Origin of the sequence: Streptomyces sp. NPDC086777, assembly GCF_040702065.1 — a bacterium.
GTDB lineage: Bacteria > Actinomycetota > Actinomycetes > Streptomycetales > Streptomycetaceae > Streptomyces.
The window spans coordinates 240,734-257,007 of sequence record NZ_JBFBJI010000008.1; the positions used below are offsets into that span (position 1 = coordinate 240,734).

At 74.1% G+C, this 16,274-nt stretch carries 14 protein-coding genes and 1 pseudogene; 7 read left to right on the top strand and 8 right to left on the bottom strand.

Annotation, left to right across the window (positions count from 1 at the left end; all coding sequences use genetic code 11):
* The first annotated feature begins 185 nt into the window (after window positions 1-185).
* From AB0472_RS14525 to AB0472_RS14540, 4 genes are all read left to right on the top strand, one after another.
* Window positions 186-1,730, top strand: a complete 1,545-nt coding sequence (locus tag AB0472_RS14525) for a sugar ABC transporter ATP-binding protein (protein ID WP_366356475.1) — start codon at window positions 186-188, stop codon at window positions 1,728-1,730.
* Window positions 1,727-2,818 carry an ABC transporter permease gene (locus AB0472_RS14530; RefSeq protein ID WP_366356477.1) on the top strand — a complete coding sequence of 364 codons (1,092 nt, stop codon included), beginning with the start codon at window positions 1,727-1,729 and terminating at the stop codon, window positions 2,816-2,818. Before AB0472_RS14525 ends, AB0472_RS14530 begins: the two co-directional genes overlap by 4 nt.
* Entirely contained in the window at window positions 2,815-3,981 is a 1,167-nt protein-coding gene (locus tag AB0472_RS14535) for a substrate-binding domain-containing protein (RefSeq protein ID WP_366356479.1), read from the top strand. The genes AB0472_RS14530 and AB0472_RS14535 overlap by 4 nt, the downstream gene beginning before the upstream one ends.
* A gap of 112 nt (window positions 3,982-4,093) precedes the next feature.
* Window positions 4,094-4,714 carry a DedA family protein gene (locus AB0472_RS14540; protein ID WP_366356481.1) on the top strand — a complete coding sequence of 207 codons (621 nt, stop codon included), beginning with the start codon at window positions 4,094-4,096 and terminating at the stop codon, window positions 4,712-4,714.
* 166 nt (window positions 4,715-4,880) lie between these two features.
* Here the strand turns inward: AB0472_RS14540 and AB0472_RS14545 are convergent, their stop codons facing one another.
* Window positions 4,881-5,876, bottom strand: a complete 996-nt coding sequence (locus tag AB0472_RS14545) for an Lrp/AsnC family transcriptional regulator (protein WP_366356482.1) — start codon at window positions 5,874-5,876, stop codon at window positions 4,881-4,883.
* A 194-nt stretch (window positions 5,877-6,070) separates the two neighbouring features.
* Between AB0472_RS14545 and AB0472_RS14550 the strand changes: the two genes are divergently transcribed.
* Entirely contained in the window at window positions 6,071-7,663 is a 1,593-nt protein-coding gene (locus tag AB0472_RS14550; protein WP_366356484.1) for an MFS transporter, read from the top strand.
* Window positions 7,664-7,667: 4 nt separating this feature from the next.
* On the opposite strand, the gene AB0472_RS14555 is transcribed toward AB0472_RS14550, so the two are convergent.
* The gene (locus AB0472_RS14555; RefSeq protein WP_366356486.1) at window positions 7,668-8,999 is read right to left on the bottom strand and encodes an enolase C-terminal domain-like protein; all 1,332 of its coding nucleotides are present in this window, start codon (window positions 8,997-8,999) and stop codon (window positions 7,668-7,670) included.
* 267 nt (window positions 9,000-9,266) lie between these two features.
* Between AB0472_RS14555 and AB0472_RS14560 the strand changes: the two genes are divergently transcribed.
* Together AB0472_RS14560 and AB0472_RS14565 are read left to right on the top strand one after the other, a co-directional pair.
* Complete coding sequence (locus tag AB0472_RS14560) at window positions 9,267-9,635, top strand: DUF779 domain-containing protein (RefSeq protein WP_366356487.1); 369 nt, start codon at window positions 9,267-9,269, stop codon at window positions 9,633-9,635.
* A 143-nt stretch (window positions 9,636-9,778) separates the two neighbouring features.
* A complete protein-coding gene (locus tag AB0472_RS14565; protein WP_366356489.1) occupies window positions 9,779-10,954 on the top strand; it encodes a phosphodiester glycosidase family protein in 1,176 nt (391 codons plus the stop codon).
* Window positions 10,955-10,975: 21 nt separating this feature from the next.
* Here AB0472_RS14565 and AB0472_RS14570 read toward each other — a convergent pair whose 3' ends face one another.
* The 6 genes and pseudogenes from AB0472_RS14570 to AB0472_RS14595 all read right to left on the bottom strand — a co-directional run bounded on the left by AB0472_RS14570 (window position 10,976) and on the right by AB0472_RS14595 (window position 16,208).
* Window positions 10,976-11,170, bottom strand: coding sequence for a hypothetical protein (locus AB0472_RS14570; protein ID WP_366356490.1), 195 nt, complete (start codon window positions 11,168-11,170; stop codon window positions 10,976-10,978).
* Between the two features lie 102 nt (window positions 11,171-11,272).
* Window positions 11,273-12,100: pseudogene (locus AB0472_RS14575) on the bottom strand (hypothetical protein).
* A 198-nt stretch (window positions 12,101-12,298) separates the two neighbouring features.
* Complete coding sequence (locus tag AB0472_RS14580; RefSeq protein ID WP_366356492.1) at window positions 12,299-13,372, bottom strand: acyl-CoA dehydrogenase family protein; 1,074 nt, start codon at window positions 13,370-13,372, stop codon at window positions 12,299-12,301.
* The gene (locus AB0472_RS14585) at window positions 13,369-14,550 is read right to left on the bottom strand and encodes an acyl-CoA dehydrogenase family protein (RefSeq protein WP_366356493.1); all 1,182 of its coding nucleotides are present in this window, start codon (window positions 14,548-14,550) and stop codon (window positions 13,369-13,371) included. The genes AB0472_RS14580 and AB0472_RS14585 overlap by 4 nt, the downstream gene beginning before the upstream one ends.
* Window positions 14,547-15,515 (bottom strand): NADPH:quinone oxidoreductase family protein, encoded by a 969-nt coding sequence (locus AB0472_RS14590; protein WP_366356495.1) that lies wholly within the window; start codon window positions 15,513-15,515, stop codon window positions 14,547-14,549. The genes AB0472_RS14585 and AB0472_RS14590 overlap by 4 nt, the downstream gene beginning before the upstream one ends.
* Before the next feature lie 120 nt (window positions 15,516-15,635).
* A complete protein-coding gene (locus tag AB0472_RS14595; RefSeq protein WP_366356497.1) occupies window positions 15,636-16,208 on the bottom strand; it encodes an XRE family transcriptional regulator in 573 nt (190 codons plus the stop codon).
* Window positions 16,209-16,274: the final 66 nt, after the last annotated feature.

Consider the following 16,274-nt stretch of genomic DNA (forward strand, 5'->3'; position numbering starts at 1 on the left):
AACCGGCACCGGGGCCGGGGCCGGGGACGGCAGGGTGATCGGCCCTTCGGTGTCGCGGCCGGGTCCGATCAGGCACCGGAAAACGGCGTGAGAGCGTCAAATCCGGAATGCCAGGACTCGGCCCACTACTATCACCGGCGAGAGTCGGGAAGAAGAGAACGTCAGGCCGACCCCCGGAGCTGTCCGTGCACGAGCCTCCCGACCCCCTGGTCCGGATCCGTGGGCTGGCCAAACGGTTCGGCGGGACCCGCGCACTGGACGGGGTCGATCTCGATGTCCGGGCCGGCAGCGTCCTCGCCCTCCTCGGTCCCAACGGTGCCGGAAAGTCCACCCTCATCAAGGTGCTCGCCGGGGTCCATCGCGCCGACGCGGGGTCGGTGACGGTGGCGGGACACCCGCTCGGCAGTCAGGCCGCCGCCCGCAGCATGTCGTTCATCCACCAGGACCTCGGGCTGGTGGAGTGGATGACCGTCGCCGAGAACATCGCCCTGACCACCGGGTACCCGCGCCGGGCCGGACTGATCTCCTGGCGGCGGACCCGGGAGCGCTGCGCCGCGGCCCTGGAAGCGGTCGCCGTCCACCTCGATCCGGACACGCCGGTCGCGCGGCTCGGTCCCGCCGACCGGTCCCTGGTCGCCGTCGGCCGGGCGCTGGCGGCCCGCGCGCGACTCGTCGTGCTGGACGAACCGACCGCCCGCCTGCCCGCCGCGGACTGCGCCCGGCTCTTCCGCGTCCTGCACGACCTGCGGGACGGGGGGCACGGCATCCTCTACGTCACCCACCGCATGGACGAGGTGTACCGGGTGGCCGACGCCTTCGCCGTCCTGCGCGACGGCCGGCTGGTCAGCCACGGTCCGCTGGCGGGTCACGACCCCGCCCGGCTGGTCCACGACATCGTCGGCGCGGAAGCGGCCCGCGACCTCGTCGGCGGGACGCCGGACCGCCGGCTTCCGCCCACCGTTCCCGCGGCGGCCCCCGCCCCCGCCGTCCTGGTTCTCGACGGCGCCCGGACCGCGGGCACCGCACCGGTCACCACGCAGCTGCGGGCCGGGGAGGCGCTGGGCCTGGTCGGTCTCTCCGGCGCAGGACACCAGGAGCTGGGACGCGCGCTGGCCGGCGCCCGGCCGTTCCGCGGCGGCCGGGTCCTGCTGGACGGGCGGCCCTACCGGCCCCGCACGGTCGCGGACGCCGTCGCGGCCGGGGTCGGCCTGGTGCCCGGCGACCGGGAGCGCGAGGGCTGCGCGATGGGGCTGACCGTCCGCGAGAACCTGCTCGCCAATCCCCGGGCGGGCGGGCACCCCGCGCTGCGCTGGACCGGCCCGCGCCGCGAACGTGCCCGGGCCGCGGAGCTGATCGAGCGGTTCGCCGTGCGGCCCCGCGACGGCGAGGCCCCCCTCGCCACGCTGTCCGGCGGCAACCAGCAGAAGGTCCTGATCGGCCGCTGGCTCGGCGCGCACCCGCGGCTGCTGGTCCTGGAGGAGCCGACCGCGAGCGTGGACGTCGGCGCCAAGGCCGCGGTCCACCGCCTGCTCGACGACGCGCTGGGCGGCGGTCTCGCGGTCCTGCTCGTCTCGACCGACTTCGGGGAGGTGGCGGGCGTGTGCCGACGGGCCCTGGTGTTCGTCCGCGGCCGCGTGACCACCGAGCTGAGCGGTGCGGACCTCACGGTCACCGGGCTCGCCCGGGCCGCCTCGGCGCTGCCGGCCCGCGGAACCGGCGCGGGCTCATGACCGCCGCCGCGCCCCCGCCCGCCGCGCCGCGCCCCCGGCCGCCGCGGCGGGAGACGGCCCGGCACCTCGCGGCCTCCTACGGCCTCCTGGTCCTCACCGCGCTGCTCGTGGTGGTGTTCTCCCTCGCGCTGCCGCACACGTTCCCCACCCGGGACACCCTCGACTCGATCCTGTCCAACCAGTCGATCCCAGCCGTCCTCGCGCTCGCCGCCATGGTCCCCGTCGTGACCGGTTCCTTCGATCTCTCCCTCGGCTACGGGCTCGGCCTGGCCCACGTCATGGTGCTGCGGCTCGTCGTCGACAGCGGGTGGCCCTGGCCCTGGGCCTGCCTCGCGGTGATCGCCGGGGGCGGGGTGGTGGGGGTGCTCAACGGCGTGGCCGTCGAGTACGGCCGGATCGACTCGTTCATCGCCACCCTCGGCACCGGCAGCATGCTGTACGCCGTGACCGGCTGGGTCACCGGCGGCGGCAGGATCGTCCCGGGCCCGGCCGGTCTGCCGGACGCCTTCACCGACCTCTACGACTCCACCTTCCTCGGCCTGCCGCTGCCGGCCTACTACGTCCTCGCCCTCGCCGCCGTCCTCTGGGTGGTGCTGGAGCGACTGCCGCTCGGCCGGTTCCTCTACGTCATCGGCGCCAATCCGCGGGCGGCCGAACTGGTCGGCATCCCGACCCGCAGGTACACCGTCCACGCGTTCGCCGCCTCGGGGCTGATCGTCGGCTTCGCCGGGGTGCTGCTGGCGGCCCAGCAGCAGATCGGCAATCCCAGCGTCGGCCTCGACTACCTGCTGCCCGCGTTCGTCGGTGCGCTCCTCGGCTCCACCGCGATCAGACCCGGCCGTCCCAACGCCCTCGGCACGCTCGTGGCCGTGGCCGTGCTCGCCGTCGGCCTCACCGGCATCGGACAGCTCGGCGCCGACTTCTGGACGGTCCCGCTGTTCTACGGCGGCACGCTGCTGCTCGCCGTCGGCCTGGCCGGCTACTCCGCCCGCCGGCTGCGCACCGGAGCCGACGCGGCGCGCGACGCACCGGCGGCCGCGCCACGCCCGCCGGCGGCGGCCGGCGGCGCCGCGGGCACCGCGCCATGACCCCCGCCAGGGCTCCCCGCCCCCGCGGAGCCGCCGCTCCCCGGGCCGTCGCCCTCGCACTGCTGGCCGGGGCCGCCGTCCTCACCGGCTGCCAGCGCGGCTCGTCCGACGGTCCCGCGGTCGCCACCACCGGCCCCGGCGGCTGTCCCGCCGTCCAGGCCTCGGCGGGGGCCGCCGTCGCACGGGCGGAGCGGACCGGGACCGCCTGGGACGGACCGACCACCGGCCCCGGGGCGGTGAGCGGCAGAACGGTCGTCTTCGTCGCGGAGACCATGACCAACCCCGGCGTCGCGGGCGTCGCGAACGGACTGCGGGAGGCCGCGCGCGTCATCGGCTGGGACGTCCGGGTGATCGACGGAGCCGGCAGCCCGGCCGGCATCCAGGCGGCCATGAGCGAGGCGGTGGCACTGCGGCCCTCGGGCATCGTCATCGGCGGCTTCGACCCGGACTCGACCGCACAGCAGGTCGCCGAGGCCGACGCGGACGGCATCCCGCTCGTCGGCTGGCACGCGGTCGTCGCCCCGGGCCCCAGCAGACGGCCCCCGCTCTTCACCAACGTCACCACCCGGGTCGAGGACGTGGCCCGCATCAGCGCGCAGTGGATCATCGCGAACTCGGCCGGCCGGGCCGGGGTGGTCCTGTTCACCGATGCCTCGGTCCCGTTCGCGCGGACGAAGTCCGACCTGATCAGGGCCGGACTCGCCGCCTGCGCGGGGGTGCGGCTGCTGGCGTACGAGAACATCCCGATCCCGGACGCGAGCAGCCGGACCCCGCGCGAGATCGCCTCGCTGCTCGCCCGCTTCCCGGACACGTGGACGCACTCCGTCGCGATCAACGACCTGTACTTCGCCGACGCCGCCCCCGCCTTCCGGGCGGCCGGCCGCAAAGGGACCGGGCCGCCGTTCAACATCGGGGCGGGGGACGGCGACCCGTCCGCCTTCCAGCGCATCGACAGCGGGCAGTACCAGGCCGCCACCGTTCCCGAGCCGTTGTCGCAGCAGGGCTGGCAGATCGTGGACGAGTTCAACCGCGCCTTCGCCGGCCGACCGGCCAGCGGCTACGTCGCCCCCACCCACGTCTCGACGGCCGCCAACAGCGCGGGGGCCACCACCTGGAACCCACCGGGCTACCGCGAGGCCTACCGGCGGATCTGGGGCAGATGAGCGGGCCGGTCCCGCCGCCAGGTCCGGGAGCGGTGTCGCGGGCGGGCGCGCGACGGTCGTCACGCGACACTTGAGGGAGACGGCCGGCGAGCGGGGCGGGGAGGCGCGCGTGATGATCGCCGTGAATCCGACGGACAGCGGCTCGCTGCTCGCTGCCTTCGGCGCGCTGGGCGTCCTGGCGGTGATCTTCGCCGAGTCGGGTCTGGTGGTCGTCGGTTTCTTCCTGCCGGGTGACACGCTGCTGTTCCCCGCCGGGGTGCTGTGCGCGGCGACCGCGGACCGGGCCCCCCGCCTGGAGCTCTGGCAGGTGCTGGTGTGCGCGGCCGTCGGCGCGGTGGCGGGCGGCCAGGTCGGCTATCTGATCGGCCGGCACGGCGGGCGGCCGCTGCTGGCCCGCACCTCCCGGCCGCGGGTGCGGGCGGGCGCCGCCCGCGCGGAGCAGTTGCTCGCCCGCTACGGGTACGGCAAGGCACTGGTGATCGGGCGGTTCGTGCCGATGCTCCGGTCGGTGCTGCACCCCGCGGCCGGGGCGCTCGGGGTGCCGGTACGGCCGTTCACACTGTGGCAGGCCGTCGGCGGGGTCCTCTGGTCCCAGACCTTCGTCCTCGCGGGGTACGCGCTGGGCTCCTCGGTCTCCCACATCGACCGCTATCTGCTGCCGCTGGTCGGCGCGATCGTCGTGCTGTCCCTGCTGCCGCTGCTGCTGGAGGCCCGCCGGTCCCGCCACCACTGACCGGACGGCGTGACGGCGGGAGCGCCGTTCGGGTCCGGGTACGGATGGTCGGGATCATCCCGTCATCGGGCCCGGCGCGAGAACCGGCAGGTCGCCATGACAGACCGAGTGGCTGCCGACCACCCGGACCGGGTCGTTCCTCGCCACGGCCGGCGGCCGAACCCGTCTAGACGGACACCGGCGGTACCAGCCGGCCGCGGGAGATGAGCGAGGCCGCCTTCTTGAGGGGGCGGGCCCGCATGCTGACGCTGTAGCCGTCGATGCCCGAGGTCGCGGCAACGCGCGTGGTCAGATAGCGGTAGAAGTCGTCGGGGTCCCGGGCGACGACGCTGACCAGCAGGTTGTACTCGCCGGTGACGGCCCCCGCGAACGGCACCTCCTCGTGGCGGGCGAACTCCTCGCCGACCCGCTCCAGATGGGCCGGGGCCACGCGCAACCAGACGGTGGCGTTGAGGGGGTAGCCCAGGTGCTCCGGCAGCAGTTCGACCTCGTACTCGAGGGTGCCGGAGCCCTCCAGCGCCTCCAGCCGGCGGGCCACCCGGGCCGACGACCAGCCGGTGCGCTCGGCGAGGCGGGTGTGGGTGGCACGGCCGTCCTCGGCGAGCGCGTCGAGCAGCGGGGCGTCCTCCTCCGCGGGCAGCGGTGGGGGCGCGGCGGCGGGCACCGGCCGTTCCGCGGTGAGCAGCCGTACCTGCTCGGCGTCCAGGCTGCCGCCGAAGCCGGTCCACTCGGCGGTGCCGGGAGCCCCGTACTCGTGCAGGAGCAGGTCGACGCTGACGTCCAGGACCGAGGCGGACCTCGGCAGTTGCCGGAACAGCGCGTCGTCGCGCTCCGTGTCGAGCGGCGAGCGGATCACGCAGAAGATCTCCGAACCGCCCGAGGCCAGATGGGCGTAGGAGATGTCGGGGCGCCGGGCCAGTGCGTCGGCGAGCGGGCCGACGCGGTCGGGGCGGCAGCGGACCCGGGCCACCCACTGCGCGGAGCCGTACACCCGGGGGTTGACGAGTCCCAGCACGCGCAGCGTGCCACTGCGGCGCAGCGCCTGGTAGCGGCGGGCCGCGGTCTGCTCGGAGACGCCGGCCACCTCGCCGATCCGGCGGAAGGGCAGCCGGGGCGCGCACTGCAGGGCGCGGAGGATCTTTCTGTCCACGATGTCGAGCATGGCGGAAGTCTGCCACGGAGAGGCGGTCCTGATGGAGGTTTCCGTAGCCGGAGCCCCCCTTGGTTGGTGGTTGCGGGTGTGCAGACCGGATGCTGTGGCGGCGGGTTTCCCCTCGGAAGCCCGTTCGACACAGGGCCGTCGGGCACACCGGTGGCCCTCGACCGCGGTGCGGTGCACCGCGAAGGAGTATCTCCGTGAACGTCACGACACCGGCGAGCGCGCCGGTCGAGCGACGGGCGGCCACGATCGTCATGGCCTGCCTGGGCGTCTTCGTCGCCTATCTTCCGGTCACCACCGTCGCCGTGAGCCTGCCCGCCCTGCAGGCCGCGCTGAACGCCTCGACCGCCCAGCTGTCGTGGGTGCAGGACGCGTTCGTGCTGCCGATGGCCGCGTTCATCCTGGCCGCGGGCGTCTTCGGGGACGTCCACGGGCGCAAGAAGGTGTTCCAGGCGGGCCTGCTGTTCTCGACGGCGGGGGCGGTCACCGCCCTGTGCGCGCACTCGGTCGGGGCCGTCTGGGCCGGACAGGCCCTGGCCGGCGTCGGCGCGGCCGCGCTGCTGCCGACCACGCTGGCACTGATCAGCCACGCGGTGCCGGACCACCGGGAGCGCGGCAAGTTCATCGGCATCTGGGCCACCTGCCTGACGGCGGCCCTGGCCGTCGGTCCGCTGCTCGCGGGTGTGATCGTCCAGCACTTCTCGTGGCGCTGGATCTACCTGCCGACCGTGCCCGTCGCGCTCCTGACCGTCGCCGTCGCGGCCCGACGGCTGGCCGACTCGCGGGCACCGCACGGCCGCCGCCTGGACTGGCCCGGCCAGCTCACCGCGACGCTCGCGGTCACCGCCCTGGTGTACGGCGTGATCGAGGGCGGGGCGAGTTCGTTCACCGACGTCAAGGTGATGGTGGCGCTGTTCACGGCCGTGGTCGCCGGCGCCGGGTTCGTGCTGGCGGAGCGGCGCAGCGACAGCCCGATGCTGGACCTGAGCCTGTTCCGCAGCCCCGCCTTCACCGCCACCACCCTGGTCGCCACGACCAGTTTCCTGGCGCTGATCGGCTTCTTCTTCGTGCTCAGCCTCTACTTCGGCATGGTGCAGCGGCTCGACACCATGCAGGCCGCATGGCGGCTGCTGATGGTCACCGGGGCGGCCCTGCTGGTCGGCGGACCGGTCGGGCGGCTGATGCACCGGACATCGGCCCGGGTGATGATCGCCGGTGGTCTGCTGGCGGTCACCGCCGCCCTGTTCGCGCTGACCGGTCTCACCGCCGACACCTCGTTCGGCTCGGTCGCCTGGCGGCTCGCTCTGCTGGGCCTCGGCATGGGCTTCGTCATGACGGCGATGACCGCGACCGCGGTGGCCTCCGTGCCGCACCACCTGGCGGGCATGGCCGCCGCGGGCAACAACGCCTTCCGGCAGGTCGGCGGCGCTCTCGGCCCGGCCGTCCTGGGCGCGCTGCTCACCACCCGGGCGCTGGACGCGCTGCCCGGTCACCTCACCGACGCGGGCGTCACCGGCGCGGCGCGGGACCACATCGTCACGACCGCACGGACGGACGGCCTCGGCGCGGTCGCCGACCTCGACCTGGGCGCCCGGACCGGGCAGACGATGGGCGCGCTCGGCGACTCCTTCCTGGACGGCATGCGCCTGTGCCTGATCACGGCGGGGAGCCTGACGCTGCTGGCCGCCCTGGTCGCGGTGGTCCTGCTGCGCGCACCGCGGGACCAGCTCACGCTCCGGGCGGCCGGGCACACCACGGCGGAGAAGTCCTCGGCCGCGCAGGGCGCCTGACGGCTCACCGCACCAGGCAGGGCCGCTTGGCGTCGAAACTCCAGTCCGCCACGAGATACTGCATCCCGGCCGCGTCGTCCCGGCCCGCCCCGAGGTTCAGCTCCTCGTGGCGGGCGTGGGCCGCGAGCAGCCGGTCCATGTCGAGCCGGACGCCGAGCCCGGGGGCGTCGGTGACGGCGACCTCGCCGCCGCTGATCCGCGGCGGCTCGACCGTGAGCCGCTCCTGTCCCTCCTGCCAGATCCAGTGCGTGTCCAGGGCGTTGTACTCGCCGGGGGCCGCGGCACCGCAGTGCGCCATCATCGCGAGCGAGATGTCGAAGTGGTTGTTGGAGTGGCAGCCCCAGGTCAGTCCCGCCTCGTGGCAGAGCTGCGCCACCCGCACCGACCCCTGCATGGTCCAGAAGTGCGGGTCCGCCAGCGGGATCGTCACCGACTGCAGGGCGAGGGCGTGGGTCAGCTGCCGCCAGTCGGTGGCGATCATGTTGGTCGCGGTGGGCAGCCCGGTGGCCCGGCGGAACTCGGCGAGGATCTCCCGCCCGGAGTAGCCGCCCTCGGCCCCGCAGGGGTCCTCCGCGTAGGCGAGGGTGCCGAGCAGCGGGCGGCACAGCTCGACGGCCTCGCGCAGGGACCAGGCGCCGTTGGGGTCGAGGGTGATCCGGGCCTCGGGGAAGCGGTCCTTCAGCGCCCGGACGGCCCTGACCTCCTCGGCCCCCGCCAGCACGCCGCCCTTGAGCTTGAAGTCCCGGAAGCCGTAGCGGTCGTAGGCCGCCTCCGCCTGCCGGACGACCGCCTCCGGGGTGAGCGCCTCCTCGCGGCGGATGCGGTACCAGGGCACGTCGGAGTCGGGTTCGCGGAGGTAGTCCAGGTCGGTGCGGTCCGGGTCGCCGACGTAGAAGAGGTAGCCGAGGACGCGGACCGAGTCGCGCTGCTTGCCGTCGCCGAGCAGGGCGGCGACGGGCACCTCCAGGTGCTGGCCGAGCAGGTCGAGGAGCGCCGACTCCACGGCGGTGACGGCGTGCACGGTGGTGCGCAGGTCGAAGGTCTGCGCACCGCGGCCGCCGGCGTCCCGCCCCGCGAACTCCTCACCCACGGCCCGCAGCACCCGCTTGTAGTCCCCCAGCCGGGCGCCGACCACCAGGGACCCGGCGTCCCGCAGGGTCCGGGTGATCGCCTCCCCGCCGGGTACCTCGCCGAGCCCCGTGCGGCCCTCGGAGTCCTCGACGACCACCACGTTGCGGGTGAAGTACGGGGCGTGCGCGCCGGAGAGGTTGAGCAGCATGGAGTCCCGGCCTGCCACCGGATACACGGAGAAGCGGGTGACGACGGGCTGGCTCATGGGCGGGGCGTCCTTACTGCTGGAGAGGTGTCACACGACCCTCTGTCTACGTATGAAGACGAAGGCTATGGATGCGGACGCATTCCAGTCAACGGGCGGGTCCACGGAATCGACAGCATCACACCAAAATGCGCTGGAAAATCGCCAACCAGACAAATCACCATGCCGGTCGGCCGCCCGCCAACCGCTCTTCACCGCATGCTGGACGCGCCCCTGACGCCGCGTGAGACTGAGGGGATCCGACGCCCCCGGCCCAGGACGGTGCCCATGGACGACGACAGGACCGCGCCCGCGCGCGTCGAACTCACCCCGCGCGCCGCCGAGGTGGTGCGCCGGCTCCGTGCCGAGCACGGGCCGCTGATGTTCCACCAGTCCGGCGGCTGCTGCGACGGCAGCGCGCCCATGTGCTATCCGGACGGCGAGTTCCGCACCGGCGGCTCGGACGTGCTGCTGGCCGAGCTCGCGGTGGACGGGGTCGCGGAGCCGGTCACCTTCTGGATGTCCCGCAGCCAGTACGAGGCGTGGAGCCACACCCGGCTGATCGTGGACGTGGTACCCGGAAGGGGGAGCGGTTTCTCCCTGGAGGCACCCGAGGGGGTGCGTTTCCTCACCCGTTCTCGCGTAGTCGACGGCTAGCCGCCCCGCCGGCCACTCCCTTCTGCTGCACTTCCTGAGTCCTGAGAGAACTTGACGAGACATCAGGGGGTGCGGTGACGCATCGTCGGAGACGGCTTGCAGCGACGACCCGAAACCTGTGCACGATTCTCACCACGTCAGGCGTGCTGGCCGGTGCGGCCCTGGCGGGGGCGGCACCGGCCGGCGCCGTACCGGGCGGTGCCGGCCGGATCGCGTCCGGCGTCACCTACCGGCAGTTCGACCTCCCCGCGGCCAGGGGCACGGTCCACGTCCATCTGCTCACCGTCGACCTGACCGACCCGCACGTCCACGTGGACCTGCTCTCGCCGGGCGCGGTGGCCGCCCGGTCGCCGGTGTCCACGATGGTGGACGCGGCGGGCGCGGTCGCGGGCGTGAACGGCGACTTCTTCAACATCACCGAGACCCAGCACCCGGGCGTCGAGGCGACCGGCGCGAGCGTCGGCCCGGCGATCGCGCACGGCCGGGTGCTCAAGGCGGCGGTGCCGACGGCCCAGCGGTTCGGCCCGTCGCTGCCGCCGGGCACGGACACCACCGACGTCCTCGGCGTCGGCGTGGACCGCCGGGCCCGGCTCGACCGCCTGACGTTCGCCGGCACGGTCCGCACCCCCGGCGCCACCCTGACGCTGCGGGGACTCAACCAGTACGCCCTGGCAGAGGGCACCGTCGGCGCCTACACCGCCGCCTGGGGCCCGGCCTCCCGCAAGCGCGCCACCTGCGGCTCGGACACCGACCGGGCCGCCGGGTGCAGCACGGACACCTACGAGGTGCGGATCCGCGGCGGCCGGGTCGTCGCCACGTCCGCGACCCCGGGCAGCGGTGCGATCGCCGCGGGTACGACGGTCCTGCTGGGCCGGGAGGCGGGCGCGGACAGGCTGCGCGCCCTCTCCAGGGGCGAACGGGTCACGGTGCGCGAGCGCATGGCGGCGTCCGTGTCCAGGATCCCGTACCGCTTCGCGGTCGGCGGCTACCCGGTGCTGCGCGGCGGCGAGCCGTCGGCCGGGCTGAACGACACCATCTCGGCCGTGCGCACGGCCGTCGGCTACGCGAACGGCGGACGCAGGCTGCTGCTGCTCGCGCTGGACGGCGCGGTGGCCTACCGCAGCGGTCTGACCATCGCGGAAGTCGCCGAGGAGATGCGGCAGTTGGGGGCGGAAGACGCGTTCAGCCTGGACGGCGGCGGCTCCACGACCATGGTGGCCCGTACCGCGGGCGCGCGGACGGTGAGCGTGCTCAACCACCCGAGTGTGAGCCCGGAACGCGCCGTGGCGAACGGGATCGGGGTCTTCTGGAAGCCCTGAGAGCACCCCCGGGCGGCCGGTTCAGGGCCGCAGACTGCTGACCATGTCCGCGGTGGCGGTGAGCCCGCTGGTGATGGTCGGCGCCATGCTGGTGCTGGCCAGGAAGAACCCGAACAGCATGCAGACCAGGGCGTGCGAGATCTTCAGCCCGCCCTGGCGCATGAAGATCACGGCCAGCAACAGGAGCAGCAGCACCACAGAGATGGAAACGGCCATCGCGAACCTCCTCCGCCACGCCCGTTCCGGGGCGTTCGGCCGCAAGTGTGGCGTAGCGGAGGGTGGGGCCGTGTGGTTGACACGGCCCCCGTTCGAGTGGTGTTACGACGCCGTGCGCGCGTCCAGGAAGGCCTCCAGGCCTGCCAGGTCGTCGGTGTCGAAGTAGCCGATGCCGGCGGCCGGCAGTTCGCCCCACAGCGCGTCGCGGTCGGGGCCGGTCGCGTCGGGGTGTTCCAGAAGCGCACCGTCTGACCGTGCGCGTGCGCCCGGCCGATGATGTCGCGCGGCTTCTGCCGCTCGGCGCCGGGGACGCGCCCGCGCCGAGCCAGGTGAAGTCGAGCTGCCGGTTGTCGCTGATCAGCGGGACGAAGGAGGCGGGGGCCGGGGTGCCGAGGTCGGTGAGCCGGCCGTCGTAGGGGGCCCGGCGCACGGTCCGCGCCTCCATCGGCGGGCGCGCGGCACGGTCGCCGGAGACGACGTTGGTGACCGCGCCGGGGACCACCCGGCCGTGGGCGTAGGTGGTGAACAGGTGCGGGTAGCACCGCAGATGCCGGTCGAGCTCCAGGTGGGTCGAGGAGCCCTCGGCCTTGATGTCGATGAGCAGCTGCAGCGGTCCGCGCCGACCCCGGTACACGGAACCGTGGTCGGCCTCGACGATCGCGGCCGGCGGGTCGAGGTCGTCCTCGGTGTGGCCGATGAGGAGCTGGTCCCCGACGAGGAAGATGTCCGCCTCGACGCTCCCGAACCGGTGGCCGAGGGCGTCGTACAGGAGGTGGGTGTGCTCGTGGTCGTTGTGGGCGTGGGCACGCCACAGCGGGGCCGCCCGCGGCGGCCGGCGGCCGCCCAGGCCTGCGCGCCGGGCAGTACGACGGCGCCGACGAGGGCGGCACCGAGGATGCCGAGGGCTCTGCGGCGGGTGGTGAGGGCCATGCGCTGCCTCCCGTGCAGGGCCATGGGTGACCCAAGGGAGTATGCGTTCGAACAGAGCCCGATGGACGTACCGGCACAGCGAGTTGGCTGGACTGCCGTCCCTGGTTCACTCCGTGCGAACCCCGGCACGGGCGCCCGGCAGGGGGTGCTGGGGACTGCGCGGCCAGCCCCCACGCACCCGCACCCGAAGACCGAGAATCACGGCGCCTGGAGACCGACCAGCACGCCCAGGGCCTCCCGATGCACCCCCGCCGTACCGAAGGCAATGGAGTCGGCCTTCGCCCGCTTCAGATACAGGTGGATCGGATGCTCCCAGGTCATCCCGATCCCCGCGTGCAACTGCAGCGCCTCCTCCGCGGCGTGCACGGCAACCGGCCCTGCATAGGCCTGCGCAACGGCCACCAGCACGTCGGCATCGGCACCGGAGGCCAGCGCGTCGGCCGCGCCGCGCGCCGCCGCGCGAAGGTTCACCACCTCCAGCCACAGCTGCGCCAGCCGGTGCTTGACCGCCTGGAACCCGCCGACCGGCCGGTTGAACTGCTTGCGCTCCTTGAGGTACCGCACGGTCTCGGTCAGCGCCCACTCGGCGACCCCGAACTGCTCGGAGGCGAGCAGCCCGGCCCCGGCGCGCAGCGCACGCCGTACCGCGGGCTCCGCGTCGCCCACGCGCCGTCCCGCCGCCCCGTCCAGGGTCACCGTGGCGAGGGGCCGGGTCAGGTCGAAGGACACCTGCGGGGTGACGGTCACGGCGCCCGCCTCGACCGCGTACAGCCCGCCGTCGTCCCCCGGCACCAGCAGTACGTCCGCCGCGACCGCGTCCGCGATCCCGGTCAACTCGCCGTGCAGACGCCCGTCCTGGACGCGGACGGTCCCGAACCGGCCTCCCGGAGCGACGTGCAGCCCCACGGCCAGCGCCCCGACGGTCCGCCCGGACGCCAGTCCGCCGAGCAACTGTCCGTCGCCGCAGGCCAGCAGCGCCTCGGTGGCCACCACGGCACTGGTCAGATACGGCACCGGCGCGACCGCCCGCCCCAGCTCCTCCAGGACGACGGCGACCTCGCGGTGCGAGGCGCCCTGGCCGCCCTGCGCCTCGGGGACCAGCAGCCCGGCGAGCCCCATGCCCTCGGTGAGGGCCTTCCAGGCGGCCGCGTCGTACGGGGTGTCCGACTCGGTGCGGGCGATGACGCCCGGCGCGTCGCAGTGGTCGGCGAGCAGGTCCCGTACCGCGGCCCGCAGCGCCTCTTCCTCCTCCGAGTACAGCAGATCCGTCATCGGGCCAGGTCCTTCCAGGCGACGTCCTTGTCGGTGCGCGGTTCGGCCGGCAGGCCCAGGACGCGCTCGGCGACGATGTTCAGCAGGACCTCGCTGGTCCCGCCCTCGATGCTGTTGCCCTTGGCGCGGAGGTAGCGGTAACCGGCGTCGCGGCCGGTGAAGTCCACGAGTTCGGGCCGGCGCATGGTCCAGTCGTCGTACAGCAGGCCCTCCTCGCCGCGGAGTTCGACCTCCAGGCCGCTGATCTCCTGGTTGAGGCGGGCGAAGGCGAGTTTCATGCCGGCGCCCTCGGGGCCGGGCTGACCGGCGACGAGCTGCTGGCGCAGGCGCTCGGCGGTGAGGCGGGCGACCTCCGACTCGACCCACAGCTTCAGCAGCCGCTGGTGCAGGTCGTGGGTGCGCAGTTCGGGGCGTTCGCGCCAGGTCTTCGCGACCGGGCCGATCATGCCGCCCTCGCGGGGCAGGCGCATGCCGCCGATGGCGACGCGCTCGTTGTTCAGCGTGGTCTGGGCGACCCGCCAGCCGTCCCCGACGGCGCCGAGGCGGCGGGAGTCGGGGATGCGGACGTCGGTGAGGAAGACCTCGTTGAACTCGGCCTCGCCGGTGATCTGCCGCAGCGGACGGACGTCGACGCCGGGGTCGGTCATGTCGCAGATGAAGTAGGTGATGCCCGCGTGCTTGGGCACGTCCGGGTCGGTGCGGGCGATCAGGATGGCCCAGCGGGCGTTGTGCGCGCCGGACGTCCACACCTTCTGCCCGTTGACGACCCAGTCGTCGCCGTCCCGGACGGCCCGGGTGCCCAGCGCGGCCAGGTCGGAGCCGGCGCCCGGCTCGCTGAACAGCTGGCACCAGACCTCCTCCCCGATCCACAGCGGCCGCAGGTAGCGCTGCTTCTGCTCCTCCGTGCCGTACTTGAGGACGGTCGGCGCGGCCATGCCGAGCCCGATGCCGTTGCGGCGGGAGTCGTTGTCCGGGGCGCCCGCGGCCTCCAGCTCGGCGTCCACGGCGGCCTGGAGGGAGCGCGGGGCGCCGAGGCCGCCGAGGCCCTCCGGGTAGTGCACCCAGGCCAGTCCCGCGTCGAAGCGGGCCTTGAGGAAGTCGAGCCTGTCCGTCGACGCGGGCGGGTGCGCGGCCAGCAACTCGGCGGTGCGGCTGGTGAGTTCGGCGGCGTCGGTCATGCTGCGACTCCGTTCGGCAGGACGGTGACCCGGCCGGTGGTGACGCCGTCGCCGACCCGCTGGACGGCCGCCGCGGCCCCGGACAGCGGGACCCGCTCGCTGACCAGGGGCTTGATGGCACCCTTGGCGGCCAGCTCGGTGAGGTGCCGGTGGCAGTCCAGGATCAGCCCGGGGTTCTTGGTGGCGTACAGGCCCCAGTGCAGGCCCTGGATGGAGTAGTTCTTCACCAGGGCGTGGTTGAGCGCCGGGGTGGGGATGGTGCCGCCGGCGAAGCCGACGACCACGATCCGGCCCTCGAAGGCGACGACCTTGGTGGACTGGGTGTAGGCGTCGCCGCCGACCGGGTCGTAGATCACGTCGGCGCCCCGGCCGCCGGTGGCCTCCTTGACGGCGGCGACGACGTCCTCGGCACGCCGGTCGACGACGACGTCACAGCCCTGTGCGCGGGCGACGGCGGCCTTGTCGGCGCCGCCGACGACGCCGATCACGCGCGCCCCGGCCGCCTTGCCGAGCTGCACGGCCGCGCTGCCGACCCCGCCGGCGGCGGCGTGTACGAGCAGGGTCTCGCCGGCCTGCAGGGCCGCCCGGCGGTGCAGGCCGAACCAGCCCGTCTGGTAGCCGATGTGCAGCGCGGCGGCCTCGGCGTCGTCCAGCGCGTCGGGCGCGGGCAGCAGCGCGGCGGCGTCCGCGACCGCGTACTCGGCGAAGCCGCCGTACGGCAGCGCGGGGTTGGCGATCACCCGGCGGCCGTCCTCGGTCTCGCCGCAGATCTCGACGCCCGGGGTGAACGGCAGCGGCGGCCGCACCTGGTAGTGCCCCCGGCACATCAGGACGTCGGGGAAGTTGATGTTGGCGGCACGCACCCTGAGCAGCACCTGGCCGTCACCGGGCGTGGGCCGCTCCACCTCCTCGAGCCGCATCACCTCGCTCGGCTCGCCGTTCTCGTGCACTTGCCATGCCTGCATGCGGTGCCTCCACGGGACTGCGTCGACTGCGTCGTCCGACCGTCGTCTGACCGGGTCCACCGCATACTAAGCGGTCGCTTGCCGCGGAGGGAACAGCCGCCCGGGGGAACGCCGGATTCGTCACGCCCGCTTCGGCCGCGCCCGCACGTGCATCCGCTCCCCCTGCGGCCCGAACAGGCTGAGGAACTCCACCGGCCCCTCCCCCGTCGACCCGAACCAGTGCGGCACCCGGGTGTCGAACTCGGCCGCCTCCCCGGGCCCCAGCACGACGTCGTGCTCCCCCAGCACCAGCCGCAGCTTCCCGGACAGCACGTACAGCCACTCGTAGCCCTCGTGGGTGCGCGGCTCGGGTTCGAGTTTCCGCTTCGGCTCGACCACCTTGAAGGCCTGGAGGCCGCCGGGCTGCCGGGTGAGCGGCAGGAAGGTGCGGCCGTACCGTTCCATCGGCTTCGCCCGAACCCGGGGATCACCGGCCGGCTGGGCGCCCACCAGCTCGTCCAGGGGCACCTGGTGGGCCTGCGCGATCGGCAGCAGCAGCTCGAGGCTGGGTTTGCGCAGCCCGGACTCCAGCCGGGAGAGGGTGCTGACCGAGATGCCGGTGGTCTCGGAGAGGGCGGCGAGGGTGACCTCGCGCTCCTTGCGGAGCCGGCGCAGCCGGGATCCCACGCCCGCGAGGACGTCGTCGGTAGTCATGCCTGCATTGCAGTTTCGGCAAAGACGTTTGTCAATCCGGCAGCGCGCGGGCGACGCTCGGCCGCG

Excerpts from the sequence above, each read along its gene's own strand:
- AB0472_RS14530 (WP_366356477.1), top strand. The coding sequence starts at position 1,727 with ATGACCGCCGCCGCGCCCCCGCCCGCCGCGCCGCGCCCCCGGCCGCCG.
- AB0472_RS14535 (WP_366356479.1), top strand. The coding sequence starts at position 2,815 with ATGACCCCCGCCAGGGCTCCCCGCCCCCGCGGAGCCGCCGCTCCCCGG.
- AB0472_RS14540 (WP_366356481.1), top strand. The coding sequence starts at position 4,094 with ATGATCGCCGTGAATCCGACGGACAGCGGCTCGCTGCTCGCTGCCTTC.
- AB0472_RS14545 (WP_366356482.1), bottom strand. The coding sequence starts at position 5,876 with ATGCTCGACATCGTGGACAGAAAGATCCTCCGCGCCCTGCAGTGCGCG.
- AB0472_RS14555 (WP_366356486.1), bottom strand. The coding sequence starts at position 8,999 with ATGAGCCAGCCCGTCGTCACCCGCTTCTCCGTGTATCCGGTGGCAGGC.
- AB0472_RS14560 (WP_366356487.1), top strand. The coding sequence starts at position 9,267 with ATGGACGACGACAGGACCGCGCCCGCGCGCGTCGAACTCACCCCGCGC.
- AB0472_RS14570 (WP_366356490.1), bottom strand. The coding sequence starts at position 11,170 with ATGGCCGTTTCCATCTCTGTGGTGCTGCTGCTCCTGTTGCTGGCCGTG.
- AB0472_RS14580 (WP_366356492.1), bottom strand. The coding sequence starts at position 13,372 with ATGACGGATCTGCTGTACTCGGAGGAGGAAGAGGCGCTGCGGGCCGCG.
- AB0472_RS14585 (WP_366356493.1), bottom strand. The coding sequence starts at position 14,550 with ATGACCGACGCCGCCGAACTCACCAGCCGCACCGCCGAGTTGCTGGCC.
- AB0472_RS14590 (WP_366356495.1), bottom strand. The coding sequence starts at position 15,515 with ATGCAGGCATGGCAAGTGCACGAGAACGGCGAGCCGAGCGAGGTGATG.
- AB0472_RS14595 (WP_366356497.1), bottom strand. The coding sequence starts at position 16,208 with ATGACTACCGACGACGTCCTCGCGGGCGTGGGATCCCGGCTGCGCCGG.